Source organism: Streptomyces sp. NPDC052396 (genome assembly GCF_044593195.1).
Taxonomy (GTDB): domain Bacteria; phylum Actinomycetota; class Actinomycetes; order Streptomycetales; family Streptomycetaceae; genus Streptomyces.
This window is the reverse complement of record NZ_JBIUAW010000005.1, coordinates 101,426-126,878: the sequence shown is the minus strand read 5'-3', so window position 1 is coordinate 126,878 and position 25,453 is coordinate 101,426. Positions and strand designations below refer to the sequence as shown.

The 25,453-nt window shown below is 72.6% G+C and carries 25 protein-coding genes and 1 tRNA gene; 7 read left to right on the top strand and 19 right to left on the bottom strand.

Translation table 11 applies throughout. The features are described from left to right. Positions 1–202 precede the first annotated feature (202 nt). Together ACIHFE_RS14450 and ACIHFE_RS14445 are read right to left on the bottom strand one after the other, a co-directional pair. Positions 203–496: a Dabb family protein gene (locus tag ACIHFE_RS14450; RefSeq protein WP_400106272.1), complete on the bottom strand. Its 294-nt coding sequence runs from the start codon at positions 494–496 to the stop codon at positions 203–205. A 28-nt stretch (positions 497–524) separates the two neighbouring features. Beyond that, positions 525–689 (bottom strand): hypothetical protein, encoded by a 165-nt coding sequence (locus tag ACIHFE_RS14445; RefSeq protein WP_400106270.1) that lies wholly within the window; start codon positions 687–689, stop codon positions 525–527. 568 nt (positions 690–1,257) lie between these two features. Between ACIHFE_RS14445 and ACIHFE_RS14440 the strand changes: the two genes are divergently transcribed. Beyond that, positions 1,258–1,647: an STAS domain-containing protein gene (locus tag ACIHFE_RS14440; protein WP_400106268.1), complete on the top strand. Its 390-nt coding sequence runs from the start codon at positions 1,258–1,260 to the stop codon at positions 1,645–1,647. Between the two features lie 42 nt (positions 1,648–1,689). Here ACIHFE_RS14440 and ACIHFE_RS14435 read toward each other — a convergent pair whose 3' ends face one another. The 4 genes from ACIHFE_RS14435 to ACIHFE_RS14420 all read right to left on the bottom strand — a co-directional run bounded on the left by ACIHFE_RS14435 (position 1,690) and on the right by ACIHFE_RS14420 (position 8,168). Further along, complete coding sequence (locus ACIHFE_RS14435) at positions 1,690–2,949, bottom strand: SufS family cysteine desulfurase (protein ID WP_400106266.1); 1,260 nt, start codon at positions 2,947–2,949, stop codon at positions 1,690–1,692. Next, positions 2,936–4,306, bottom strand: a complete 1,371-nt coding sequence (locus tag ACIHFE_RS14430; protein ID WP_400106264.1) for a family 2B encapsulin nanocompartment shell protein — start codon at positions 4,304–4,306, stop codon at positions 2,936–2,938. The genes ACIHFE_RS14435 and ACIHFE_RS14430 overlap by 14 nt, the downstream gene beginning before the upstream one ends. A gap of 103 nt (positions 4,307–4,409) precedes the next feature. Further along, positions 4,410–6,917: a class III lanthionine synthetase LanKC gene (gene lanKC, locus ACIHFE_RS14425; RefSeq protein WP_400106262.1), complete on the bottom strand. Its 2,508-nt coding sequence runs from the start codon at positions 6,915–6,917 to the stop codon at positions 4,410–4,412. Between the two features lie 228 nt (positions 6,918–7,145). Then, complete coding sequence (locus tag ACIHFE_RS14420) at positions 7,146–8,168, bottom strand: radical SAM protein (RefSeq protein WP_400106260.1); 1,023 nt, start codon at positions 8,166–8,168, stop codon at positions 7,146–7,148. 379 nt (positions 8,169–8,547) lie between these two features. On the opposite strand from ACIHFE_RS14420, the gene ACIHFE_RS14415 reads away from it, so the two are divergent. Then, entirely contained in the window at positions 8,548–10,602 is a 2,055-nt protein-coding gene (locus ACIHFE_RS14415; protein WP_400106257.1) for an ATP-binding protein, read from the top strand. Next, entirely contained in the window at positions 10,595–11,278 is a 684-nt protein-coding gene (locus ACIHFE_RS14410; RefSeq protein ID WP_400106255.1) for a response regulator, read from the top strand. Before ACIHFE_RS14415 ends, ACIHFE_RS14410 begins: the two co-directional genes overlap by 8 nt. A 70-nt stretch (positions 11,279–11,348) precedes the next feature. Here ACIHFE_RS14410 and ACIHFE_RS14405 read toward each other — a convergent pair. The 4 genes from ACIHFE_RS14405 to ACIHFE_RS14390 form a co-directional block, all read right to left on the bottom strand. After that, positions 11,349–11,435, bottom strand: a tRNA-Ser gene (locus tag ACIHFE_RS14405). Positions 11,436–11,483: 48 nt separating this feature from the next. Continuing rightward, entirely contained in the window at positions 11,484–11,960 is a 477-nt protein-coding gene (gene tadA, locus ACIHFE_RS14400; RefSeq protein ID WP_400106254.1) for a tRNA adenosine(34) deaminase TadA, read from the bottom strand. A gap of 29 nt (positions 11,961–11,989) precedes the next feature. Further along, positions 11,990–12,523 carry a hypothetical protein gene (locus ACIHFE_RS14395; RefSeq protein WP_400107006.1) on the bottom strand — a complete coding sequence of 178 codons (534 nt, stop codon included), beginning with the start codon at positions 12,521–12,523 and terminating at the stop codon, positions 11,990–11,992. A gap of 200 nt (positions 12,524–12,723) precedes the next feature. Continuing rightward, positions 12,724–12,963, bottom strand: a complete 240-nt coding sequence (locus tag ACIHFE_RS14390; protein WP_400106252.1) for a hypothetical protein — start codon at positions 12,961–12,963, stop codon at positions 12,724–12,726. Positions 12,964–13,122: 159 nt separating this feature from the next. Between ACIHFE_RS14390 and upp the strand changes: the two genes are divergently transcribed. Continuing rightward, a complete protein-coding gene (upp, locus tag ACIHFE_RS14385) occupies positions 13,123–13,758 on the top strand; it encodes a uracil phosphoribosyltransferase (RefSeq protein ID WP_400106250.1) in 636 nt (211 codons plus the stop codon). Between the two features lie 10 nt (positions 13,759–13,768). On the opposite strand, the gene ACIHFE_RS14380 is transcribed toward upp, so the two are convergent. From ACIHFE_RS14380 to ACIHFE_RS14350, 7 genes are all read right to left on the bottom strand, one after another. Next, positions 13,769–14,434 carry a LytR C-terminal domain-containing protein gene (locus ACIHFE_RS14380; protein WP_400106248.1) on the bottom strand — a complete coding sequence of 222 codons (666 nt, stop codon included), beginning with the start codon at positions 14,432–14,434 and terminating at the stop codon, positions 13,769–13,771. A 102-nt stretch (positions 14,435–14,536) separates the two neighbouring features. Then, positions 14,537–14,833 carry a type II toxin-antitoxin system VapB family antitoxin gene (locus ACIHFE_RS14375; protein WP_004943146.1) on the bottom strand — a complete coding sequence of 99 codons (297 nt, stop codon included), beginning with the start codon at positions 14,831–14,833 and terminating at the stop codon, positions 14,537–14,539. A 50-nt stretch (positions 14,834–14,883) separates the two neighbouring features. Next, a complete protein-coding gene (gene lepB, locus ACIHFE_RS14370; RefSeq protein ID WP_400106246.1) occupies positions 14,884–15,738 on the bottom strand; it encodes a signal peptidase I in 855 nt (284 codons plus the stop codon). Between the two features lie 86 nt (positions 15,739–15,824). Next, the gene (locus ACIHFE_RS14365; protein ID WP_400106244.1) at positions 15,825–16,601 is read right to left on the bottom strand and encodes a putative protein N(5)-glutamine methyltransferase; all 777 of its coding nucleotides are present in this window, start codon (positions 16,599–16,601) and stop codon (positions 15,825–15,827) included. 110 nt (positions 16,602–16,711) lie between these two features. After that, positions 16,712–18,193 carry a sensor histidine kinase gene (locus tag ACIHFE_RS14360; protein ID WP_400106242.1) on the bottom strand — a complete coding sequence of 494 codons (1,482 nt, stop codon included), beginning with the start codon at positions 18,191–18,193 and terminating at the stop codon, positions 16,712–16,714. A 4-nt stretch (positions 18,194–18,197) separates the two neighbouring features. After that, entirely contained in the window at positions 18,198–18,896 is a 699-nt protein-coding gene (locus ACIHFE_RS14355; protein ID WP_400106240.1) for a response regulator transcription factor, read from the bottom strand. 402 nt (positions 18,897–19,298) lie between these two features. Continuing rightward, a complete protein-coding gene (locus ACIHFE_RS14350) occupies positions 19,299–20,108 on the bottom strand; it encodes a hypothetical protein (RefSeq protein ID WP_400106238.1) in 810 nt (269 codons plus the stop codon). Between the two features lie 69 nt (positions 20,109–20,177). Here ACIHFE_RS14350 and ACIHFE_RS14345 point away from each other — a divergent pair, with 69 nt between their 5' ends. Continuing rightward, complete coding sequence (locus tag ACIHFE_RS14345; protein ID WP_400106236.1) at positions 20,178–22,178, top strand: M6 family metalloprotease domain-containing protein; 2,001 nt, start codon at positions 20,178–20,180, stop codon at positions 22,176–22,178. Between the two features lie 120 nt (positions 22,179–22,298). After that, on the top strand, positions 22,299–22,904 hold the full coding sequence (locus ACIHFE_RS14340) for an HdeD family acid-resistance protein (protein ID WP_400106234.1): 606 nt from the start codon (positions 22,299–22,301) through the stop codon (positions 22,902–22,904). An 11-nt stretch (positions 22,905–22,915) separates the two neighbouring features. On the opposite strand, the gene ACIHFE_RS14335 is transcribed toward ACIHFE_RS14340, so the two are convergent. After that, complete coding sequence (locus tag ACIHFE_RS14335; RefSeq protein ID WP_400106232.1) at positions 22,916–23,293, bottom strand: rodlin; 378 nt, start codon at positions 23,291–23,293, stop codon at positions 22,916–22,918. A gap of 145 nt (positions 23,294–23,438) precedes the next feature. Next, positions 23,439–24,527 (bottom strand): PP2C family protein-serine/threonine phosphatase, encoded by a 1,089-nt coding sequence (locus ACIHFE_RS14330; protein ID WP_400106230.1) that lies wholly within the window; start codon positions 24,525–24,527, stop codon positions 23,439–23,441. 101 nt (positions 24,528–24,628) lie between these two features. Here ACIHFE_RS14330 and ACIHFE_RS14325 point away from each other — a divergent pair, with 101 nt between their 5' ends. Continuing rightward, complete coding sequence (locus ACIHFE_RS14325; protein WP_400106228.1) at positions 24,629–25,420, top strand: Fpg/Nei family DNA glycosylase; 792 nt, start codon at positions 24,629–24,631, stop codon at positions 25,418–25,420. Positions 25,421–25,453: the final 33 nt, after the last annotated feature.

Here is a 25,453-nt window from a genome sequence, read left to right as displayed (position 1 = left end):
ACAACACCCCTTCACGGTCAGCACTTGGGCAGTTGGGCCACTAAGGAGGAGCATCTACCAACAAGGGTCGTCAAAAGCGGTCATAGCATCACAAGACATGTCCACTGTGTGCAAGCACCGGATCACTCCGTGTTGGCCGGGGAAACGGGCATGAAAGACGGCCCCTCACCAGGTGGTGCGGGGCCGGTGCGGGGAGCCGGGCTCAGCAGGGGTAGTCGGCGATCACCCACGTGGCGAACTCCCGCCACAGCGCCACGCCCGCCTGATGGGCCGGGTGCTCCAGATAGAGCCGGAGGGCCGGCTGGTCGTCCACGGCGGAGTTGATGGCGAAGTCATAGGCGATGGGCCGGTCGGAGATGTTCCAGCCGCACTCCCACACCCGCAGCTCGGGGATCTCCCCGCCCAGCTTCTCGAAGGCCCGCACACCGGCCGCCACCCGCGGGTCGTCGCGCTCGACGCCCTCATTGAGCTTGAAGAGGACCAGGTGACGAATCACGGGGCTGCCGCCTTCCGGGGGTACGGGCTCACTTGATCAGCTGGGTCATAAACTCGCCGACGCTCTTGGCGGCGTCCGAGATCCCCTCGAACCCTATCTGGACCAGTTCGGCGGCCCGGGCGGGGGAATGGATGATGGTGTAGGCCACAAAGATGCCCACGGCCCAGAGCGTGACCCGCTTCGCTTGCGCCATCGTCGCCATGCCTCCCCTGCCTCCCTGCCGGCCGCCTGTCGTCCGTCCCCCAAGGTGGGCGAGAGTCTAACCGTACATATGGGCGAAGTTGGTCCCCTGGGGGGCGGTGCGTCGCTTCCCTCACGCCGTCTTTAAGGACTTAAGGCCCGGAAAGCGGGGTCCTTCGCCCACTCGGGGGCGGGGTCCAAGGACGGAGGATGGAAGCAGCGGCCGACGGACCTGGCAGGAATCCGGCGGCCGGGATGACGGCCCCGCTGCGGGGCCCGGCCGCGAGCTTCCCCCCGAGCGCGGCCCGGGCCTGGCGGCCGTCTCCTCGTGAGGGGAAGCGGCTTGTCCCCCCGATGCCGCTTCCCCTCTCCCGCTTCGCGAAGCCCCGGCCCGGCGGCCGGGGCTTCCGCGTTTCCCCACGCCCCGGTAAAGGGGAGCCAACCTCTTGTCGACAGGCGCCAGTTGGCCCTGCGACAGAGGTGAGAACCGCCCACCGCCGGGGCACCAGAAAGGCACACGGCAGTCCGAGGGCGTGATCCAGCGCCGTGGCGGACCGGGTGAGGAGAACGGTGAGGTTCGCATGGGCGGGTACGAGCTCGCCTTCACCATGCGGGAGCGTGTGGCGGGGGGAGCGGTCATGGTGGAACTGCGGGGAGAGATCGACATATTGGCCGACCAGGAGCTGGGACCCCGGCTGGAGGCGCTGGCGGCCTGCTGCCCGGACCTGGTGGTCGACCTGAGTGCGGTGACGTTTCTGGACGCCAGCGGGTTGCGGCTGCTGCTGCGGACGCGCAACCAGCTGGCCCGCCGGGGCGGCCGGCTGCGGGTGGTGCCGGGTGGCCCCCGGGTGAGCAGGGTGATCCGGATCGCCGGGCTGCGCACGGCCTTCGAGTGGCTGGAGGGGACGCCCATGGCTGAGGCGCCCATGGCGCAGGAGTGCTCTTTCCAGGACGGGGGCGTGCCCGCCTGAGGAGGCCGCCCGCGGCGCACCGGCCGCGGACGGCCCATGGACTCAGCCGGCCGACCGCCGCAGCCGCAGCAGGGAGTCGGTCAACCGGTCCACCTCCTCAGGGGTGTTGTAGAGGGCCAGTGAGGCGCGGGCCGCGCTGTCCAGGCCGTAGTGGCGCAGGGAGGGCTGGGCGCAGTGGTGGCCGGCCCGGATGGCGATGCCGTCCCGGTCCAGCCACTGGGCGACCTCGCCCGGGTCGGACCCGGCCAGGGTGAAGGTCAGCACCGCGATCTTCCCCGGCGCCGAGCCCAGGACCTCCAGGCCCGGTACCGAGGCCAGGGCCTGCTGGGCGTACTCCAGCAGGGACTCCTCATAGGCGGCGACCTCGGCACGGCCGAAGGAAGTCAGCCAGTCGATGGCGGCGTGCAGGCCGACCACTCCGGCGATGTTCCCGGTACCCGCCTCGAAGCAGTGCGGTACCGGGGCGTAGCTGCTGCCGGTGAAGTCCACCTGCTCGATCATGTTGCCGCCGCCCTGCCAGGGCGGCATGGCCGCCAGCACCTCCGGCTTGCCGTAGAGCGCGCCGATGCCGGTGGGCCCGTAGAGCTTGTGGCCGGAGAACGCGTAGAAGTCGGCGTCCAACTCGCCGACGTCCACCGGGAAGTGGGCCACCGCCTGGGCGCCGTCCACCAGCACCCGGGCCCCGTAGCGATGGGCCAGCGCGGTCATCTCCCGCACCGGTGGCACGGTGCCCAGGGTGTTGGAGGCATGGCTGATGGCGACCAGCCGGGTGCGGTAGGAGAGCAGGCCCTCGAAGGCGCGCCGGTCGATGCTGCCGTCGGCCAGGAGCGGGACGGGCACCAGACGGGCCCGGGTCTCCCTGGCCACCAGCTGCCAGGGGACGATATTGGAGTGGTGCTCCAGGGCGCCCACCAGGATCTCGTCCCCGGGCCCCAGATTGGCCCGGCCCCAGCTCTGGGCGACCAGGTTGATCGCCTCGGTGGTGCCGCGGACAAAGCAGACGGTCTCCGGGGAGGGGGCGCCCAGAAAGCGGGCCACCGCCGCCCGTCCGGCCTCGTACGCCTCGGTGGCCTCCCGGGCCATGGTGTGGGCGCCGCGGTGGATATTGGAGTTGGCGCCGGCGTAGTAGGCGGCCAGCGCCTCGATCACCTGGCGCGGCTTCTGGGTGGTGGCCCCGTTGTCCAGCCAGACCAGCGGACGGCCGTTGACGGTGCGGTGCAGTACCGGTACGTCCCGGCGCGCGTCCTCCGGGGAGAAGGCGCCGGCGGTCCGGGGCCGTGCGTCAAGGTCAGCTGTAGTCATGGTACTTGGACACCTCGACGTTCCGCAGGACGGCGGCGGCGTCCTCCACCAGGATCGCGGTGTTGAAGTAGGCCGTCATCAGATAGGAGGTGATGGCCTTCTGGTCGGTGCCCATGTTCCGCATGGCCAGGCCGGGTTCCACCTCGTCCGGGACTTTGGACGGGCGCAGCCCGACCACGCCCTGGTCCGCCTCGCCGACCCGCATCAGCAGGATCTCGGTGACGCCGCCGGTGAAGCGCACCTTGTCGGAGGGCAGCAGCGGCACGCCCCGCCAGGTGAGCAGCGGGCTGCCGAAGCTGGTGTCGATCACCGGGGGCACACCCCGGCGGGTACATTCCCGGCCGAAGGCGGCGATGGCCCTGGGGTGGGCCACAAAGTAGCCCGGCTGCTTCCAGACCCTGGACAGCAGCTCGTCCATGTCGTCGGGGGTGGGGGCGCCGGTGCGGGTCTCCACCCGCTGGCCCGGGGCGATGTTGTTCAGCAGCCCGAACTCCGGGTGGTTGAGCATCATGGCCTCCTGGCGCTCGCGCAGCGCCTGGATGGTCAGGCCGGCCTGGGCCCTGGTCTGGTCGATGGGCCCGTTGTAGAGGTCGGAGACCCGGGTGTGCACCCGCAGCACGGTCTGGGCCAGGCTCATGTGGTACTCGCGCGGCGCGTCCTCGTACTCCACATAGGTGCCCGGGAGTTCGGGCTCACCGGTGTGGCCGGCGGCCAGGTCGACCGGCACCTCGGAGCCCGGGACCGGGGAGTGCCCGGCGAGGTACTCCGCCACGGCCGCGGCCAGGCCCTGGTCCTGGGAGCAGAGCCCGGCGAGCGCGGAGCGCTCCAGGGTGAGCGCGGTGCCCGGGGTGACGGCGGTGACCCGGTAGGGCATCCGCTCGCCACGGGTCCAGGCGGCGAGGTCGAAGAACTGGCCGTCGCCCAGCACCTCCAGCAGGGCGTCCGCGCCGTACCGGCCGGTGGTCCGCTTCTCGGCGCGGCCCACCACCAGGACCCACAGCCGGCCGGCGGGCTCGTCCTCGTCGGCCAGCAACTCCCCGGCCTCGAAGGAGGTCTGGGTGAACGAGCCGGCCAGCCGCTTCAGCAGGGCCGGGTCCGCCTCGCGCAGGAAGGGGATCTCACGCAGGTCCTCCGGGATGACACGGGCCGTGCCCTCCTCCTCGAAGGTGCTGATCCGGTCGTCGCCCAGGATGAAGGTACGCCGCCGGTTGACGCGGTAGACGCCGGAGTCGACATCCACCCAGGGCAGGGCGCGCAGCAGATAGCGGGGGGTGATGCCGCGCATCTGCGGGGTGGTCTTGGTGGTGGTCGCGAGTTGCCGGGCGGCGTCGGTGGTGAGACTGAGGCGATCGGACATGAGGTCCTCCCGGTCGGTGGGCCGCTGATCAGGGCGGACCGATCGTCCGGTTGGCCAACTGCGCTTCACAAGATGGCAGGTTGCGTAAATGTCCGGAACTGGGTTAACCATTTGGGGTGTTGCTGGTGGGTGGTCCGGACGGTCCGTCATGACGACCGGAAACGGTCGGTGGCATACCCGTTCGGGGTGTGCCCGGCAGTGGCAGCTGTGCCTCGCCGTGCAGCGCCAGCAATACCCCGGCCGTACCCGTGGCGAGGTCCATCGACAGCCGCTGCAGCCCCGGCAGCGGAAAGGCCGGCCGCCCCCGGTACGGAACGGCGTGCAGGGCCAGCCGACGGCGATGCAGCGCCACCGTCCGTGCGGGCCCGCCCAGCCGGGAGGCGGCGTACAGCAGCCCGGCCCGCCCGTCCAACAGTCCGCTGGACAGCGTCAGTTCGGTCGTCAGTCCGCGCCGGAGCCCGGTCAGTGCCCGGGACAGCCCCGCATCCTCCCGGTGCCGCAGGCAGTCGTGCAGGGCCAGGGCGATGCCCGCCGTGCCCCGGGCCAGGGATGTGGTGTCGGGGAGTCGCGCCAGATCCCGGCGCAACGCCCCGAGCGCGCGGTCCAGTTGACGGAAATCGCCGGTGCATGCGTAGAGCCGGGTGAACAGCAAGGCCGCCCCGGACCAGCCGTACATCAGCCCGGACCCCGCACCGTCCCCCGCCCCGGCCAGCCGCTCCGCCGTGGCCATCGCCCGTTCCACCTCGCCGAAGTGCAGCTGGACCAGGCCGATCCCGGCCAGCCCGCCGAACAGCCCCGGACCGCAGCCGCGCAGGTCGAAGGCGGCCAGCCGGTCCAGCGCGGCCCGGGCCGCCGCCGGGCGGCCCAGCAGGTCCAGAGCCCAGGCGGTCCCGGCGAGTCCGTCATAGAGGCCCGGCCGGGGCCAGGCGGTACGCCCGGCGGCCCGTTCCAGCCAGTCCAGCTGGGCGGACCAGGCGGGATGGTCATGGCGTCCGGTCGCCCACAGGGCGTACAGCACCCCGGCGGCGCCATGGGCCAGGCCGGCCGACTGGTGCTCGAACTGCCGGGGATCGCCCGGGAAGAGCCGGTCCCGGCGCTCCGGAGTGGCGCTCAGCAGCAGGGTGTCCCGGAGCGCGTCCATGGTCCGCTCCCAGTCCCCGCCCACCGGCCAGCCCGGCGCGGGCCCATGCCCGGCGGCGCGCCGGACGCCCCCGGGCGGCCGCAGCGCGGTGCTCAGCCGCCCGCTGAACTCCGGCGGCAGCGGAAAGCGCCCGGTGGCGAAGTCCAGCAGGTGACGGTGCTTGGCGGGGTCCAGCCGGAGCAGCGGGGTGAGCGGAACGAACAGGGAAAGGCCCAGGCAGGCCAGGGCATAGCGGTCGGCGTCGGCACCCGAGCGGGCCCATGGCGCCGTGAAACCGGCGGTGCCCAGGGCGGGTTGGCCGCCCTGGTCCAGGGGGCGGGCGGTCTCGAAGTCCACCAGGCAGACGCTGCCGTCCGGGCGCAGCAGGACATTGCCGGGCTGGAGGTCACCGAAGCAGACGCCCCGGGCGTGCAGCCGGTCCAGGGCCGCCGCCACGCGGCCGAAGACCGCGTGGGCCCAGTCGGTGTAGGCGGCCCGTGCCTTGGCGCCGGCCGCCGGCCGCAGCAGTGGATGGCGGCGGCGCACCGCGTCCTCCAGGGTCTCGCCCTCGATGAACTCCTCGGCCAGGAAGAGGTGTTCCCAGTGCCGGGTGAGGGCGAAGGCCCGGGGCACACAGTCGAGCCCGTCCAGCCGGCGCAGCATGGCGAACTCGTGCCGGAGCCGGGCCACCGCGTCCCGGCCCGTCCGGTCGGTCCCGGCGTGCGGGCGGGCCTCGCGCAGCACCAGAGTGCGGCCGGTGGCCGGATCCAGCGCCCGGTAGACGCCGCCCGCGTTGGAGAAGCGCAGGGCGCCCAGCACCCGGTAGGGCAGGGCACCGGAGCGGGCCCCGGCGGCCGCCAGCGCCCCGGCCAGCGGGTCCGGCACCTCGGCCCAGGGCGGCACCCGGAAGACGGTGCCCCTGAGGTCGGGGACCGGCGCGCCGCCCGGGCCGGGCAGCGCGGGGACATAGCTTCCGTCGGGGGCGAAGCAGTAGCACGGCTGGAAGGCCCCGTAGCGCAGGTACAGCGGACCGTCCCCCCAGCGCAGATCGCTGAGTATGTAGGGGCCCGGCACTCCGGCCAGCCGCCGGGACAGCTCCGTCAGCGCGGCTCTCAACTGGCCTTCGTCCGCCGGGTAGATGGTGATCAGCTTGCCGCTGGCCGAGCGGGGCGCCCGCTTGGCGCCGGCCAGCGCCGCCAGGGTCCGGCTGCGCAGGAACTTGAAGGCGGTGGCCCGCGCGGTGCAGTGCTCCCAGACCATGTCGACGGCCCGGGCCGCCTGTCCGGCCACCGCCGAGACATGGATCTTCCAGCCATGGGTGGGCAGCCGGGCCCCCTCCGGCCGCAGCCGGACCCAGCCGCCGCCCTCGGTGCGCCGCCAGCCGGGCGGGGCCGGCCGGCCGGCGGCGGCGAAGCGGGTGTCCTGGTCGGCGACGCGTTCGGGGGTGTCCGCGAACAGCGGGTCCGCGGCGAGCAGGCTCTCATCGAGCATCGGCGTCTCCCGGTGAGCCCGCCGGAGGATGCCGGCGGGCCCGGTGGCCCGGCCTCAGTCCGCGGCGTCCAGGTTGGTCGTCGGCCACAGGCTGGTGGTCTCCTCCTCCAGCTCCTGCAGTTCGAGGATGTCCGGCATGGTGTTCACCTCCCTCGGGACGGACGGTGTGGCTGCCGCGCTCCCGGCGGCCGGGGCGCGGGGCTCAACGGGCCGCTCCCGGCGCCGGGTTCAACGGGCCAGGCCGGGCCGGGCGGCGATGCGCGCCCTTACCTCGGGCGAGCCGAAGTGCAGGTCGATGTGCCGGATGGCCCGGGCCCAGTCCCGCATGGTGCGCACCGGCCGCAGCGTCTCCACCACAAAGGGGTCGCGGCGCCGCTCCAGGGCCCGCTCCCACAGCTCCAGCGGCGGGTCCTGGAGCAGATTGCCCACCGTGCCCTCGTAGACCGGCATGGCGCGGACCGCCCCGTCCGGCTCCACATGGATCACGGCGGGCGCGGCCCGGTCCGGGTGCATCATCAGCTCCCGGTTGTCGGTGAAGGAGACCCGCACCGAGGGCGGGGCGAGCTCGGCGAGCCGGGTCACCCGTGCCGGATGGGTCAGTTGAGCCACCCGGGCATCGTCCAGCAGCTCCGCCAGTTCGAACTCCGGCCGGCTGGCCAGCCCGGCCGGCACGGCGATATTGAAGGCCAGCGAACGCAGTTCGGGGAACCGGGGCGCGATCTCGGTGCAGAACCGGTGGAGTTGGCCGGCGTTGCTGTGCATCACCGTGCACTCGATGCCGAAGGCGAAGGGCCGGCGGCCGTCCGCCCGGCGCCGGCGGGCCAGGTCGTCGAAGAGCGCCAGGGTGGCCATGGCGCGCTCGAAGGAGCCGGAGCGGCCCCGGATCCGGTCGTGCACCCGGGCCGTGGCACCGTCCACGCTCACCAGCACCTCGTCGAAGACCCGGGCCAGTTCGCCGGGCATCCAGGGCGCGGTGCGCCAGCCGCTGGTGTACACGGCGGTGCGGATGCCGGCCGCCGCCAGCCGCTCCCCGGCCTCGAAGAGGCCCTTCACCGCCAGCGGTTCACCGCCGGACAGGCCGACCAGGCGGGGGCGCAGCGCGATGATGCCGTCGGTGACCCGCAGCAGGTCCGCCGGGTCCAGCTGCCGGGCCGGCCGGCGGCCGGACTCCGAATAGCAGTGGGAACAGCGCAGCGGGCAGGCGTAGGTGGTGTCCCAGACCACGACGTCGGGGCCGGCTGGAAGTCTCATGGATCCCCTCGGCTCCGGGCCGTGATTCCGCGATTCCGCGGTTTATGAGTCCGCGAGTCCGCGGTTCGCACGGAATCCGGCCCGGCTTTCGTTTCGGCTCCGGAACGCCGTTCCGGCTTATGGACCGGAACAGGGTTCCGGCTGGTCGGCGGGCGGGCGCCCGGGCGCGGTTCGCGCCGCAGTCCGACGACCCCCGTGCGCCGGCCCATGGCCTGCCGTCAAACTGCGGCCCCCCGTTGCGAACGCCGCCAGTATGGGCCGCCGGAGGGCGGCGGCGGAGCCCGGTACGCCCCCAGCCGGCCCTGGAGGTTTTCCGCCATATGCGCCTGGAGGATCCCCTTCTGGACGCCCGGTGCCGGCCGCTTCGATAATGACCCGGGTGGAGAGCAGGGGCTGGCCCATGCGGATCGCCGCGGTGTCCGGCGGGTTGTGTCTGGCCTGGGCGGGGCTGGTCGGTTCGATCCACCTGGACAGCAGGTACACCCTGCCGTGGACCCTGGGCGCGGTGGTGCCCTGCTACTTCGCGGGCCTGTTCGGCTGGTGGTACGCCCCGGCGCACCCGGTGGCCCGCCGGCTGCTGCTGATCGGCAGCTGGCTGTCGGTGAGCATGGCGCTGCGCTACACGGCGATGCTGCTGTCGCTGGGCGTGGGCTGGCAGCGGGAGGATCTGGAGGCCATCCTGCCGCCGGCCGGCGACCTGTTTGTGCTGATGGCCGGCGAGACCATGGATCTCGCGGTGAGCATCCTGGTGGTCCGGCTGCTGGCGCTGCTGCCGGACGGCCACTACCGCTTCCCCGGCGAGCGGCTGCTGCTGCGCTCGATGTGGGCCCTGCTGGCGCTGCCGGCGGTGCTGCCGCTGTGCGGGGTGCGGGCCGGGACCGTCGGCTATGTGGTCTTCTACTACCCCGAGGCCTGGTTCCCCGGCCTGGGCGCCCTGCTGCTGACCGTCCGCGCGCTGCGCGCCCGGGCCGCCGGGCAGCGGGACGCCGCCTGTCTGCTGCCCGTCGCCGCGGTGGCGGCCGCGCTGTTCCTGGGCCGCGCCTCGGCCCGGCTGTTCCGCACCTGGCAGGGCGAGGACGGCTTCTTCTACCTGCTGGGCACCGTGTTGGGCGCACTGCCCTATGTGGTGATCTCGCTCTGTGTGGTCTATGCCGCGTTCCGCTACCGGCTGCTGGGCGTGGACATCGTGTTGCGACCCTCGGTGGTCCATGGCACCCTCTGGCTGATCATCAACAGCTGGTACCTGGGCATGGCGATGACGCTGGGGCTGACCGCCGGGCAGTATCTGCCGATCGGGCTGGCGGTGCTGATCGCGGTCACCGCCACCGCGCTGTTCCAGCCGCTGCGGGCCCGGCTGAACCGGCTGGCCGAACGCCGGGTGTTCGGCAGACGGCTGAGCAGCTTCGAGCTGCTGGTGCAGTTCGGCACCGTCCTGGAACACGCCTACGACCTGCCGCGGCTGGCCCCGCAACTGGCCCTCAGCCTCCAGGAGGGGCTCAATCTGCGCTGGGTGCGGGTACGGCTGGGCGGCCGCGGGCTGCCCGCCGCGCTGGGCACCGCCGGCGAGCAAGTGCCGGGCCCGCGCGGTGAGTTCCCGCTGTGGTACGGGGACGAGGTGCTGGGCGTCATCGAGTTCGGGCCGCGGGGCGACCGGCGGTTCACCCCCGAGGACCACGATGTGGTGGAGACCCTGGCCCGGCAGGCCGCGCTGGCCGTGCACAACGTCCGGCTGGCCGGCGAACTGGCGCTGCGGGTGGAGGAGGTACAGCGTCAGGCCCGCCAACTGGCCGCCTCCCGGGCCCGGATCGTGCACGCCCAGGACACCGAGCGGCGCCGTATCGAGCGTCGGCTGCACGACGGCATCCAGCAGGAACTGGTCGCCCTGGTGGCCAAACTCCGGCTGGCCCGCAACCGGTTGGGCCGGGGCGGGGACGTCCTGGCCGAGCTGACCGAGGTACAGGACGACGCCTACCGGGTGATCGACGAACTGCGCGAGGTGGCGCACGGCATCCACCCGCCGGTCCTCACCGACCAGGGCCTGGTGGCCGCGGTCGCCTCCTGCGCCCGCCGGATGCCCATCCCGGTGACGGTGCACAGCGCGGCCCCGCTGGAGCGGGTGCGGCTGCCGCTGGATGTGGAGGAGTCCGCCTTCTACCTGGTTTCCGAGGCGCTCACCAATGTCATCAAGCATGCCGCGGCCGGCCGGGTGACCGTCCGGCTGGCGCTGGACGGCGGCCTGCTGTCGGTGGAGGTGGCCGACGACGGCGTCGGCTTCGCCACCGGGAACACCACCGCCGGCGGCCTGGGGCTCACCGGGATGCGGGACCGCACCGAGGCCGCCGGCGGCACCCTGCGGATCATCAGCCGGGCGGGCGCGGGCACCACCGTGCACGCCCGGCTGCCGGCCCCGGTACGGGAGGAAGCCAGTGCCTGACCCCCTGCGCGTGGTGATCGCCGAAGACCACTACCTGGTCCGCGAGGGCACCCGCCGGCTGCTGGAGGACACCGGAGATGTCCAGGTGCTGGCCGCCGTCGGCACCGCCGGGGAACTCCTGGACGCGGTCGACAGGCTGCGCCCCGATGTGGTGATCGCCGACATCCGGATGCCGCCCGGCCACCACACCGAGGGCATCACCGCCGCCCACGCCATCCGGGCCGCCCACCCCGGCATCGGCGTGGTGATGCTCTCCCAGCACGCCAATGAGCACTACGCCTTCGACCTGTTCCGGCGGGGCACCGACGGGCTGGCCTATCTGCTCAAGGAGCGCATCGGTGAACTCGACGAACTGCTACGGGCGTTGCGCGAGGTGGTGGCCGGCCGCTCGGTGGTGGACCCGCGCATCGTGGAGGTCCTGATGGGCAGCCACGCCCGCACCGCCGACGCCCCGCTGGCCGCGCTGACCCGCCGGGAGCTGGATGTGCTGCGGCATATGGCCCAGGGCAAGACCAACCGGTCCATCGCCGAGTCGCTGGCCCTGTCCGAGTCCACCATCGAGAAGCACGTCAACTCCACCTTCGCCAAGCTGGGCCTGGCCGAGGAGCCCCAGCTGCACCGCCGGGTGAGCGCGGTGCTGGCCTATCTGCGGCACGCGCCCGGAACCCCGGGGTGAGCCCAGGGGTGAACTTCGGGGTGAACAAAGAAAGGAACCGCCCCCGTTGCCGGGAGCGGTTCCTCATCTGCGGTAGCGGAGGGATTTGAACCCTCGGTGGAGTTGCCCCCACACTCGCTTTCGAGGCGAGCTCCTTCGGCCGCTCGGACACGCTACCGAGAGAGAGCTTAGCGGACGTTCGGCCGTGCGCCGAAATCGGTTTGGCTCAGCGGCCCCGGAAGAACTCGGTCAGCAGGGCCGAACACCGGTCGGCCAGCACGCCGGAGACCACTTCCGGGCGGTGGTTGAGACGTCGGTCACGTACCACGTCCCACAGCGAGCCGGCCGCGCCGGCCTTCTCGTCGGCCGCGCCGTAGACCACCCGGTCCAGGCGGGAGAGCACGATGGCGCCCGCGCACATGGTGCATGGCTCCAGGGTCACCACCAGGGTGCAGCCGGTCAGCCGCCACTCGCCCACGGCCCGGGCGGCCTCCCGGATCGCGAGCACCTCGGCATGGCCGGTGGGATCGCCGGTGGCCTCCCGCTCATTGCGGCCCCGGCCGATCACCGTGCCGTCCGGGCCCAGGACCACCGCGCCCACCGGGACATCACCGGTGGCCGGGGCGCGTTCCGCCTCGGCCAGGGCTTCTTGCATGGGGGCGCGCCAGGGGGCGCGGACCGGGTCGGGGACGGCATGGTTCATGGCACCAGTGTGAGCGAGGGCGCCGACGGTCAGCGGACGGCCTCCAGGACGTCCGTGCAGCCGAGGCAGTCGGCGATCTCCCCAAGCGCGTCCTCGCCGAGCGCGCCCAGCTCCTTCTCGGCGATGCCGAGGTCGGCCAGCACGCCCTGGTCGCCCAGCGGCCCGGCCGGGACCCGCTCGGCGGCGGCCGCGCCGTCGTCCTCGCCCTCGTCCTCACCGGCCTCGGGCTCACCGTCCTCGGTGCCGTCCAGGTCGAGGGTGTCCAGGTCGTCGTCCTCGCTGTCGTCCCGGCCGAGGAGCTCGTCCACCAGCAGGGCCCCGTAGGAGCTGCGGTTGGCGGCGGCGGCGTCCGAGAGGTAGATACGGGGATCCTCCTCGCCGTCCACCCGGACAATGCCGAACCAGGAGTCCTCCTGCTCGATGTACACCAGGACCGTGTCGTCGTCGACGGCCGCCTCGCGGGCCAGGTCGGCGAAGTCGGACACGGTTTCCACGTTGTCGAGGTCTGTGTCGCTCGCTTGCCACCCGTCTTCGGTGCGCGCGAGCAGTGCGGCGAAGTACACCGTGACTCTCCCACTGGTCATAGGCGGTGCCGGGCCGGACGGGGACAGCACCCCGCCCACTCGGAATCGTGGCAGAAACCTCGCCGTTGCGAGAGGTCTTCCGCGCTGCGTCGTGCAGGAGTCCGAAGAGATGCCGCTCACTTTCCGGCCCGGCCACCGCCATCCGGGTTGGCCGCGGGGCCTTCCCGGTCAGCCGTGGCTCACCAGCGGAATGTCCGCATCCGCAGTTGCTGGCGCATCCGGGCCGCCCGGGCCCGGCGCGGCTGCACCCGGTCCCGCAGCTCCCTCGCCTCGTTCAGCTCACGGAGGAACTGGGCCCGCCGGTGTCTGCGCTCGGCGTCGGTCTCGGGCGCTTCGCGGGCGGGATCGGTCCTGGCTTGTGTCCGGCCGGCCGGCGGGTCCGGCCGGCTGTCGGGCTGTCGTCGATCACGGTCGGCCATGGGCAGCACCACCTCGTGCCGAGGTCCTCGCCCGGCGGAACGCACCGGGCGTCCCTGACCACTCTCCCCCCACCGGGGGGTTTGATGCCAGCGTGCGGCAGAAGGTCCGGGCCGACGGCGCGGGCGCCGGTGCCCGAAAGCTCGGTTAATGTCGATGTCATGCGGATCCATGTCGTCGACCACCCGCTGGTGGCGCACAAACTCACCACGCTGCGCGACAAGCGCACCGATTCCCCCACCTTCCGGCGGCTCGCCGACGAGCTGGTCACCCTGCTCGCCTATGAGGCCACGCGCGATGTGCGCACCGAGCAGGTCGACATCGACACCCCGGTCACCGCGACCACCGGGGTCAAGCTCTCCCACCCGCGCCCGCTGGTGGTGCCGATCCTGCGGGCCGGACTGGGCATGCTGGACGGCATGGTCCGGCTGCTGCCCACCGCCGAGGTCGGCTTCCTGGGCATGATCCGCAATGAGGAGACCCTCAAGGCGGAGACCTATGCCACCCGCATGCCGGACGACCTCTCCGGCCGTCAGGTCTACGTCCTGGACCCGATGCTGGCCACCGGCGGCACCCTGGTCGCCGCGATCCAGGAGCTGATCGCCCGTGGCGCCGACGATGTGACGGCGATTTGCCTGCTGGCCGCGCCCGAGGGCGTCGAGGTCATGGAGCGCGAGCTGGCCGGCACCCCGGTGACCGTGGTCACCGCCTCGGTGGACGAGCGGCTCAACGAGAACGGCTATATCGTCCCCGGCCTGGGCGACGCGGGCGACCGGATGTACGGCACCGCGGGCTGAGCCCGGTCATTCAGCACTTGGAGGCGGAGGGCGAGGGCGTCGGCCGTGGGCTGCTGCTGGGCGGCGCGCTGGTGGCGGCACCGGGCTTGGCCGGCAGTTCCTTGAAGGCATCACCGATGATCAGGTCGATGTCCTCGCCCTTGCGCACATCGCTCTTCACCTCGGCCCCGCCGAGCTGCTCGCCCAGCACCTTCATGGGGCCGTCGGCGGCGTCCGGGGAGCCCAGCAGCAGCGCGGTGCCGGGCACCTTCTTGTCGTACTGCTCCGGGGCGTTGCCCACCTTGCCGATCTTGAAGCCGCGCTGTTTGAGCTCATCGGCCGTGGTCTGGGCCAGCCGGCTGCGGGCGGTGGCGTTGTAGACATTGACGGTGATGTCACCCGGCTTGGGCAGCGGTTCCTCACGAGGAGCGGGGTGCCCGGCGCGGGTGTCCTTGGCGTTGGCCGACGCCCTGGCGCAGTCGCCCACCTGCCGGGCGGTCTGCTCGGTGCTGCCCGGGCCGCCGGAGAAGACCTCGACGAGCTGGGCCGTGCCCCAGGCGCCCAGCCCCAGCACGGCCACCGCGGCGGTCGCGGCGAGCGCGACCCGGCGGGGGCTCCTGGAACGCCGCATATGCGGGAAGCGTTGGCCCGTGATCCGGTATTTGCCGCCCATGCCAGGAGGGGTGAGCATGCTCATGGGCGCAGCGTAGTGCGGGCGGCGGGCGCTGCCTACCAGATGATCAGAGGGTTGCGGGCACCCCAACCCGAAAGGGCCAATGGCCTGGCGGGGTGCGCCGGCTCAGTCCAGTTCGAGCACGCGCGCGTGCAGCACCTGGCGCTGCTGGAGCGCGGCGCGCACGGCGCGGTGCAGGCCGTCCTCCAGGTAGAGGTCGCCCTGCCACTTCACCACATGGGCGAAGAGGTCGCCGTAGAAGGTGGAGTCCTCGGCGAGCAGCGTCTCCAGGTCGAGCTGCTGCTTGGTGGTCACCAGCTGGTCCAGGCGTACCGGGCGTGGGGCGACATCCGCCCACTGGCGGGTGCTTTCCCGGCCGTGGTCGGGGTACGGCCGACCGTTTCCGATGCGCTTGAAGATCACACGGAAAGCCTACCGGGCCGGTGGCTCCCGGCGCAGCCATGGCGCGACAGTCAGGCCCCGATGGTCCCGGAACCCTTGCCGGCGCGCTTGCGGCGGCGCAGCCACACCAGCGGCACCGCGCCGACCAGTGCCACGGCGCCGGGGGCGGCGGCCGCGGTGGTGTTGATGCCGGACTGGTCGAAGGTGGACGGAATGGGCAGCGTGTTCCAGCGGTTGACCGGCCAGGCCACCACCACGGCGCGGCCCACCACGTTGTTCACCGGGACGAAGCCGCCGTTGCTGTCCTCCTGGTGGTACCGGGAGTCGGCCGAGTTCTGGCGGTGATCGCCCATCACCCAGATGCGGTTCTTGGGCACCTTGACCTTGAACTGTCCCTCGGGGTCGGTGCTGCAGGGGGTGTTGCCCGGGTAGACATAGGGCTCGTTCAGCGCCTTGCCATTGACCTTCACCGGGCCGGTGCCCTTGCACTCGATGGTGTCGCCGGCCACACCGATGACCCGCTTGATGAGGTCCTTCTCATTGGCCGAGGGCATCAGGCCGATAAAGCTGAGCACCTTCTGCACCGAATTGGGCTGCGCGGTGGGCTCGTTGGCCAGCCAGTTGTCCGGGTCGTGGAAGACCACCACCTCACCGCGCTCCGGCTTGGAGCCGAACCAGGGGGTGAGCTTGTCGACCAGCACCCGGTCGCCCTGCTGCAGGGTGTTCTGCATGGAGTCCGAGGGGATGGAGAAGGCCTGCACCAGGAAGGTCTTGATCAGCAGGGCCAGCACCAGGGCCACACCGATCAGCAGCGGCAGTTCCTTCCAGAACGGCCGCGGCTGCTTCTTCTTCTCCTTCGCCGGGCTCGCGGGCTGTTCGTCCGGCCCGTCCTGCTCGGGCCGTGCGCCGACCGCCAGGTCCCCCATGTCCACTCCTCAGCCCGTCTGAAGCTCGTATCCTTGCGAATCCTCCGAAGGGGGCCACCCTATGCGACGGGCCGGTAAGCAGGCGGTCAGCTTGCGGGCGCCCAGCGGGCCAGAACGACGGTGGCGTCCCGGTCCTCGCAGGTGGCGACGGTGGCCGTCAGGCCGGCGGAGGTGATGACGGTGATGGCTGTTTCGCGCTGACGGCGGCTGGTTTCAAACAGCAGCCGGCCGCCGGGGGCCAGCCAGTGCGGGGCCCCGGCGGCCACCCGGCGCAGCACATCCAGGCCGTCGGCGCCGCCGTCCAGGGCCACCCGGGCCTCGTGGTCCCGGGCCTCGGCGGGCAGGAAGGCGATGTCGGCGGTGGGGACATAGGGGACATTGGCCAGCAGGACGTCCACCCGGCCGCGCAGGGTGCCGGGCAGCGGGCCGAAGAGGTCGCCCTGGTACACCCGGCCGCCCAGCGGGGCCAGGTTGCGCCGGGCGCAGCGCACCGCCGCCGGGTCGATGTCGGCGGCGTACAGCTCCAGGTCCGTCCGGCCGGCGGCCAGCGCGGCGCCCAGGGCGCCGGTGCCGCAGCACAGGTCGAGGAGCACGGCGCCGGGGGCGAGCAGCCCGGCGGCCTGTTCGACGAGGAACTCGGTGCGGCGGCGGGGGACGAACACCCCGGGGTCGACGGCGATCCGTCGGCCGCCGAACTCGGCCCAGCCCAGCACCTGTTCCAGTGGGAACCCGGCGGCCCGGCGGTCGGCCAGGGCGGCCAGTTCGGCGGGGGAGCCGGCGGCGGAGGCGAGCAGCTCGGCCTCGTCCTCGGCGAAGACACAGCCGGCGGTACGGAGTTGGGTGATGATGGAGGAAAGGGACATCAGAAGCCTTCCGGGGGAAACCGAAGGGCGCTCCCGGCGGTCACCTCATCCCCGGCGGGACCGCGTGACCACGGGCGGGAGCACCCGGCCTGCAACTGCGGTAATGGGTCTCACCTCCTGGGCCGTTGATCGCGGGACGCGGAAACAGTACCTGATGCCCGGGCCAGCGGGATCCGCACTCGGAACAACGCCCCTTGTCCGGGCGCGGTCCTGAGCTCCACCCGGCCCTGGTGCGCCTCCACCAGGGCGGAGACGATGGCCAGGCCCAGTCCGCTGCCGCCGCCCCGGCCGCGGCAGCGGGAGGCATCGGCCCGGTAGAAGCGCTCGAAGACCCGGGCCGCCTGCTCGGGGGCCAACCCCGGCCCCTGGTCGGCGACTTCGAGGAGGCCCTCGCCGCCGTCGCTGCCTACGCCGATGCGCACCGGGGTGCCGGGCGGGGTGTGGGCCACCGCGTTGCCCACCAGATTGGTGACCACCTGGCGCAGCCGGGCCTCGTCGCCGTGCACCGGTGCCGGGCCGGGCGGGCCGTCGCCGTCGGGGCCGGTGAGGGTGACGGTGCGGGCGGGGTCCAGGGCGCGGGCGTCGTGCAGGGCGTCCACCGCCAGGGTGCGCAGGTCCATGGGGGCCGGTTCCAGGGGGCGTTGTTCATTCAGCCGGACCAGGGTGAGCAGGTCCTCGACCAGGCCGCCCAGCCGGATCGCCTCGCTCTCGATCCGGTCCATGGTGCGGGCCACCTCCGCCTCGCCGGACAGCGCGCCCATCCGGTGCAGTTCGGCGAAGCCGCGGATGCCGGCCAGCGGGGTGCGCAGTTCATGCCCGGCGTCGGACATAAAGCGGCGCATCCGCCGCTCGGACTCGGCCCGGGCCGCGAAGGCCGACTCCAGCTGGGCCAGCATCCCGTTGAGGGCGCTGGACAGCCGGCCGACCTCGGTACGCGGGGAGGACTGGGGCATCCGGTGGGAGAGCGGGCGGCCGGCGGCGATCTCGGCCGCGGTGGCCTCGATGCGGCGCAGCGGGCGCAGTCCGGCCCGGATGGCGAACCAGCCGGCCAGGGTGAGCAGCGCCAGGGTGCCGCCGCCGATGGCCAGGAAGGCGGTGCGCAGCTGGCCCAGGGTGGCGGAGACCTCCTCCAGCGGCAGCGCCACCACCACTCCGGCGGGCAGTGAGGGGTCCTTGGCCCGGTCCACCGGCACGATCAGCACCCGCCAGCGGCCCGGGCCGTGGTCGCTGAAAGCCTCGAAGGGCCGGCCGAGCCGGGCGTGCAGCTGCCCGGCGGTCATGGCGGGCCAGTGCGGGCGGGGGTCGCCGTCGGCCATCGGGCGGCGGAACTTGTCCGAGACGGTGCCGTCGGGGCCGGCGAAGGCCACCACATACTGGCTGGGCAGCCAGGAGCCGCGGCCGCCGTGGGAGGTCCGGGGGGCGCCCTCGGTGGCCAGCCGGCGGGCCGCGGTGTCGCCGAGGCGGGTCAGCCGCTGGTCCACCCGCTGCACCAGCTGCCCGCGGACCACGCCCAGGACGACCGTGTCGCTGACGGTCAGGCCCAGGGCCACCAGGGCGGCGGCGAGCAGTACCAGCCGGGTGCGCAGTGACATGGCCTCAGCCCTGGGGGTGGCGCAGTACGTAGCCGACGCCGCGCACGGTGTGGATCAGTTTGCGCGGGCCTGGGTCCACCTTGCGGCGCAGATAGGAGACATAGGACTCGACGATGCTGAAATCGCCGCCGAAGTCATGGTTCCAGACCTCCTCGGCGATCAGCGCCTTGGGCTGCACCCGGCCGGCGTTGGTCATCAGATGGGCCAGCAGCCGGAATTCGGTGGGGGACAGGGCGACCGGGCGTCCGTCCCGCCACACCCGGTGGGCCACCGGGTCCAGTTCCAGATCGCCCACCACCAGGCGGCCGTCGTCCGGGTATCCGCCGGTGCGGCGCAGCACGGCGTCGATCCGGGCGATCAGCTCCTCCAGGCTGAAGGGCTTGGTGAGGTAGTCGTCGCCGCCCGCGCTGAGCCCGCCGACCTTGTCCCCGACCCCGTTGCGGGCGGTGAGGAAGAGCACCGGCAGCCGGTCCCGTTCCCGCTGCCGGCGCAGCCGGCGGACCACCGTGAAGCCGTCGATATCGGGCAGCATCACATCGAGGACCACCAGGTCGGGCCGCTTGCGTTCGATCCGTTCCAGTGCCTGCGCCCCGCTGCCGGCCAGGTCCACCTCGAATCCGGCGAAGCGCAGGGAGGCGGCGAGCAGCTCCCTGATGGTGGGCTCGTCATCGACGACCAGCAGGCTGGCCTGGGGAGCGTCCATGGTCCTCTCGGGGTCGGGGGCGGGGGCAGGCCGCACGGTATGCGGTTTTCGGGTAAGGGCGCGGTGAGGGGGCGCTGTGCGGCGGGGACGGCGGCCCTTCGGGTCAACTTCCTTACCACGACGGGGGGTTCACCGGAGTGCGAGGCCGGTGCGCACCCACCATAGGTTGATACCAATCGTGATCACCAATCGGGTGGCGGGGGGTTCGCCGGAACGCGCCGGGTCACCGCTTCGCGGGCGGGCCGCGTTCGGGTGCCCGTTCGGGGTGGGGGCTTCGCCGGGGGCGGGGATTTCCGGCTGTGGATGGTTTGTGGCTGGTTGCTCAGTTTTGTGGCCACTTGCGCAGTTCCCCGCGCCCCTTACGGGGCGCCGGGCCACCCTGGGCGGGCTCCGCGACGGGCGTCAGTGGCTCACCACTGAGTCGGCCGTGCTCCGCTGCGCCCGCATCTGGCGCTGGACGTTGGCGAGTTCCGACGCGTGGGCCCGTATCGCGGACCGCTCGTTGCCGGACTCCGCGGCGAACCAGGTGCCCACCACGTTGTACCGCTCCTTGCACCGCAGGTCCGCCGTGGCCGTGCGGGTCTCCTCGGCGGCGGGCGAAGGTCCGGTGAAGGAAGGGTCGTTCACGGCGTCCATCGGCGTCGTGTAGCGGAACCCCTGGCCGCGCATGCACCCGGCCCACTGCCGGAACACCGCCTGGACCGAGGGATCCCGCAGCGAGGCGGCGAAGCCGTCGGTGTTGATCCGCTGTGCCAGCGGGGCGGCCCCGAGGAAGGGGGCGCCGGCGGAGAGCTTCTGCCGCACCTCGTCGGAACAGCCGCGGTCGGGCTCCGCCTCGGGCGACGGCGGGGCCGAGGGTGCCGGGGACGGGGCGTGGTAGCCGGGGTTGGCGGGGCCGAAGTGGTAGCCGGTGAGCTGGGCCTGGCGCGGGTTGTTCACCCCGTACCGCATCTCCGTCATGGTCACCGGGCCGCTGCGGGCGCCGGCGGCCTGCGGGGACCAGGAGTGCCCATGCCGCCGCATGCACTCCTGGAGGAGCACGCCGGATGCCTTGCTGATCCGGGCCCGGTCGTCGGCGGTCGGCAGATAGCGCTCGATGGGCAGATGCAGCGCGGTGCTGTCGGTGACCGTGGGCGCGGGGCCGGGAGGTGCCGCCGGGTCGCCACTCCTGGCCGCTGCCCCCGGCGCCCCGCCAACCGACCTGCTTCGCACTGGTGGTGGGCAGCCTCGCGCCCTACTTTGGCCCGGATGAACACTCCCGTCGAAAGAGGTGAGTGAGTCTTGGCTTTCCCTCGAAGACGCGCCCTTCGCGCACCCGGCCCCCTCCGCGGGTCAGGTCTCGCCGTCCTGCTGCTGGGCCTGCTGGCCGCCCTGACCACCGGGCCCGCCGGCCCCGCCGGAGCCACGCACCGTCCGCCGCCGCTGGTCCAGCCGATCGACCCCCAGCACTGGCGCAACCCCGATGACATGACCTGGGGCGAGTACCGCCCGGTCCCCGGCACCCACTGGGCCGATCCCCAAGTCAAGCCCACCCGGCGGATGTTCAAGGGCGCGCTGGTGCTCCTGGACTATCCCGATGAGGAGTTCTCGGTCACCAGAGCCGCCGGCACCGCCGGCTTCGGCAACCCCCAGCCCGTCGCGGCCAGTATCCCGCGCGGCCAAGTGCCCGCCTTCTACCGTGACTTCCTCAACAAGCCGGGCGTACTCAACCATGGCCACACCATCAACGAGTACTGGATGGAGGACTCCGGCGGCCGGCTGGGCGTCGAGCTGACCGCCTTCGGGGTGTACCGGATGCCCTGGAAGTCCTACCAGTACGGGATAGAGCCGGATATGAACCCGGGGGCCTGTCCCAGCGGCGACACCTGCGGCAAGGACATCCGGGCCGATGGCAGACGCGCCTGGGTCGCGGACGCCGGCGCCGGGCGCACCGGGCAGTTCGACTTCGTCTTCTATCTCACCGCCGGCGTCGACGAGTCCTCCACCTGGCAGGAGTTCGGCCCGATGAGGTTCAACGGCCCCGGGGACATCCCGGCCGCCTGGGGGCCGCCGTCCCCCCTTACGGGCGGCGGCAACGCGGCCCGTACCCGCTATGTCCCCTGGACCTCCTGGCGGTCGGCGGCCAGGATCTGGCCCAATGCCGCGGACGGCTCGTCCATCCAGGCCGAGAGCTCCGGAATGGCCACCTACGCCCATGAGTTCAGCCATATCCTGGGCATCGGCGACAACTACAACAACCCCTACGGGACACCACTGAGCCGCTCCTACACCGGCATCTGGGGCATGCTCTCCCGGGGCTCCTTCAACGGCCCCGGCGGCCCGCACACCCGGTGGCGGATACCGGCCACCGCCGGCGGCTCGATGGGCGCCCAGCATGTGCTGCGCGACAAGCTCAAACTGGGCATCGTCGACGAGAAGAATGTGCTGCGCCTGGACCGGGACGCCCTCGCCGGCTCCGGTCCGGTCGTCGCCCGGGTCACCGCCCGCGCCGCGCCTCCCGGGACGGGCGGGCTGTCCGGCGTCAACATCACCCTGAGCGGCGACCGTTCGGCCGCCTGCGACCGTGACACCAACCCCCGGTGCGACGGCGGTGGTTATGACAACTACACCCTTGAGGTCGTCGACCGGATGGGCATGGACTCCTTCACCCCCGACAGCGGAGTGCTGCTCAGCAAGACCAAGAACGCCGACGACGCCCCCTTCGCCTGGGTGATCGATGCCCACCCCGAGGACATCGGCCTGGTGGACTTCATCCGCCCCGACGGCACCCCGCAGAAGATCACCATGGGCGACTACCGGCAGCTCAGCGATGCGCTGTTCCACGCCGGAGCGGACTCCGGCAGCGCGTACGAGTATGTGGACCAGGCCAACCGGCTGCACTTCTATGTGCTGAATGTGCACCGCGATGCCGCCGGCGTCCTCTCCTACGACATAGGCGTGCGTTCCCTGGACGGGGCGGGCTCCCGGCCGTACGGCCTCGCCCTCGGCGCCGGCACCGCCCATGGCAAGCCCGCCGACGGGCGGGCCCGCTGCACCTTCCCGCTGCGCAGCTCCGGCGCCGGCCAGGACATCTACCGCCTGGCGGCCGCCACCACCAGCCATGGCTGGTCCGCCTGGCTGCCCAACCGCCTGGCCACCGCCGCCCCCGGCGGCACCACCACGGTGGACCTGGCCGTCACCGCCCGCCCGGGCGCCGCCCGGGACGGCACCATCAGGCTGCTGGCCCGCTCGGAGAGCGACCCTGGCAAGGTGGCCACGGCCACCTGCGCGCTGCGGAAGTAGCGGGGGAGAGGACCGGTTCCGGGGGCATACGGCGCAGGCTGCGTGCCCCTGGAATCCATGCAAGCCTGGGTGAAAGGAGTGAAGGGCGTACTCCCCTCGAGAGCTCAGGAGGCAAACGCCATGACTCTCCCCTCCGACCCCACCGGCACCCCCGCCCAGACCCCCATCGGCCGCGTCGGCCTGCTGGCGCACGCCGGGTGGCAGGTACTGCTCGCCGCCGGAGTGGCCTCCGTGGCGCTGGGCGTGGTGGTGCTGGCCTGGCCCAAGGCCACGCTGACCGCGGTGGGCGTGCTGTTCGGCATCTATCTGCTGGCCTTTGGCGCCTTCCAGCTGGCCGGGGCCTTCGGCCACCATGTCCCCGGCCACCTGCGGGCCCTGGGTTTTGTCAGCGGCGCCCTGTGTGTACTGCTGGGGCTGCTGTGCTTCCGCGGCCCCACCGAGTCACTCCTGCTGCTGGCGCTGTGGATCGGCTTCGGCTGGCTGCTGCGCGGTGTGATGCTCACCGCGGTGGCGCTCTCCACACCCGAGCTGCCGGCCCGGGGCTGGCAGGTCTTCCTCGGGGTGCTCACCCTGCTCGCCGGCATCGTGCTGATCACCACGCCCTTTGGTTCGCTCGCGCTGCTCGCCCTGTGGAGCGGAGTGCTGCTGATCGTCCTGGGCCTGGTCGAGGTGGTGCACGCCATCCAGCTGCGGCTGCGGGTGCGGCGGCAGGCCACCGCACCCTGACCGGCCGTGGATCACTCGTTGCCGGTGCCGTTGTCCGCCACCACCGGGATGTCGCTGACCAGGTGCGAGAGCGGGTTGTCGCCATTGCCGAGGACCGAGTGCTCGGTGCACTCCTGCTGCTGCTCCGAGGAGAGCACCGGGACGTCCTGCACCCCGATGTTGATCAGCGTCAGCACCGACTGGATGCCCAGCTTGCCCACTCCCAGACACAGCCGGTTGAGCGTGCCCTGCACCGCGCTGATCTGCGGGCTGCCCTGGCCGCCGACCTCGGTGTGTCCGTAGGTGGTCCGGGCGTCCTGGCCGCTGATCACATCCGCCATGGCCGGTCCGGCCAGCACCCCGGCCGTCGAGGCGGTCAGTGAGACCGCCGTACACACCTGCTTGAGCACGTCCCGTGCCTTTCCACTGTGAGTCCGCGAGGGGTTCGCCGCCGAGGAGCGACGACCTGGGTAACGGGGGCGGGGTGGCGAGGTTCCGGACGCTCACCCGGCCGGCGGTGCGGCCGGGCGGGGCCGGTCAGCCCAGGCGTACGGCTCAGCCCAGGTGTACGGCCAGGGCGGCGATGTCGTCGTCGAGCCGGCCGCCGCTGTAGCGGAGCAGGTCGCGGTGCAGCGCGTCGAGCAGGTCCCGGGGCCCGCCCGGGGCCTGACCACGCATCCAGTCCGCCAGCGGGAAGAACGCGCCCTCGCGGTTACGGGCCTCGGTGACACCGTCGGTGAAGAGCAGCAGCAGATCGCCGGGGGCGGCCTCGAAGGTGTCCACGCTGTACTGGCCGCCCATCAGCTCCGCGAGGTTGAGCAGCGGTGAGGGAGCGGTGGCGGTCAGGGTGCGCAGTTCCCCGCGGCTCAGCAGCAGCGGCGGGGGATGCCCGCAGTTGAGCACCCTCAGCCGGCCGTTTCCGATCGGGATCTCGACGAGGAGGGTGGTGACAAAGCTCTCCATCTCGTCATCGGCGCGGAAGGCGGCGCGATAGCGGGTGCTGCTGGCCTCCAGACGGCGCGCGATGCCGTCCAGGCCGGGCTCGTCATAGGCGGCCTCCCGGAAGGAGTTGACCACCGCCGCGGCCGCCCCCACCGCCGGCAGCCCCTTGCCCCGGACATCGCCGATGAGCAGCCGGATGCCGTATGGCGTGGTGACCACCTCGTAGAAGTCACCGCCGATCCGGGCTTCCGCCGCGGCCGCCAGATACAGCGCCTCGATCTCCACCGCTCCAAAGCTGCGCGGCATCGGGCTCAGCACCACCTGCTGTGCCGCGTCGGCGACCAGCCGGACCTGGAACAGGGTCTGCTCCCGTTGCAGCCGCACATGACTGCCATAGGCCGCCGCCACGGTGACCGCGACGATCCCCGCCGAGGTGTACGGCGTCCCCAGGTCGGGGAACTCCATCCCCAGCCCGATCATCAGCAGCAGACAGAGCGTCCCCAGCAGGACCGTGGGCAGCACCGGCCACATGGAGGCGGCCAGGGCCGGCGCCGCGGGCAGCAGACGGCTGACGGCGACGCTCCGGGGCGTGGCATACGCCAGGCTGCCGATCACCACGGTCAGGAGTACCGGCGAGAGCAGGGCGGGGGACCAGCGACCGTAGGGACGCCGGCGGAGCCGCGGGCGGCCAGGCGTGATCACATAAGTAGCATATCCATACGGAACGGACATGCAGCTCCGAGCTCGCGCGTCCGAGTCCGAGTCCGGTGCCGGTGCCGGTTCCGCGAGGAGGCCGTCCCGCCATGCCAGAGCTGCCGGATGTCGAGGGGTTCCGGAAGGTGCTGGAGTCCTGCGCCAAGGGCCGGGTCATCCAGCGCATCGAGGTGCGCGACACGGGCGTCCTGCACGGGGTGAGCGCCCGCGGGCTGCGCAGCGCGCTGGAAGGCCGGCGGTTCACCACCCCGGAGCGGCACGGAAAGTGGCTGCTCGCCCGCACCGGCGACGGTCCCACCCTGCTGCTGCACTTCGGTATGACCGGCCGGGTGGTCTGCGCCGGGCCCGAGGAGGCGGCCGGGGCCCATGACCGCGTCTTGTTCACCCTGACCGGCGGCCATCAGCTTCGCTTCCGCGACCAGCGCAAACTCCAGGGCCTCTGGCTGGCCCAGGACGAGGCCCTGGTCGCACGGCTGCTGGACCGGCAGGGCCCGGACGCGCTGGCGGTGGACCGCGCGGAGTTCGAGGCCGCGCTCGCCTCGCGCCGGGGCGGCGTCAAGACCGCCCTCACCGACCAGTCCGTCCTGGCCGGCCTCGGCAATCTGCTCGCCGACGAGATCCTGTGGCGCGCGGGGCTGCGGCCCACCGCCCGGACCGGCGACCTCACCGAGGCCGAGCGCCGCCGCCTGTACACCCAACTGCGCCGGACCCTGCGCTCGGCGGTGGCCGCCGGCTGTGTCCCGCCCCGTGACTCCTGGCTCACCGGCCACCGCGACGCCCCCGACCCGGCCTGCCCACGCTGCGGTTATCCACTGCGCCGGACCCGGGTGGCGGGCCGGGGCACGGTGTGGTGCCCGCACTGCCAGCCGGGCCCGGGGTGAGCGCGGCTCGTTGCCCGGCTGTCCGGCCGTCGC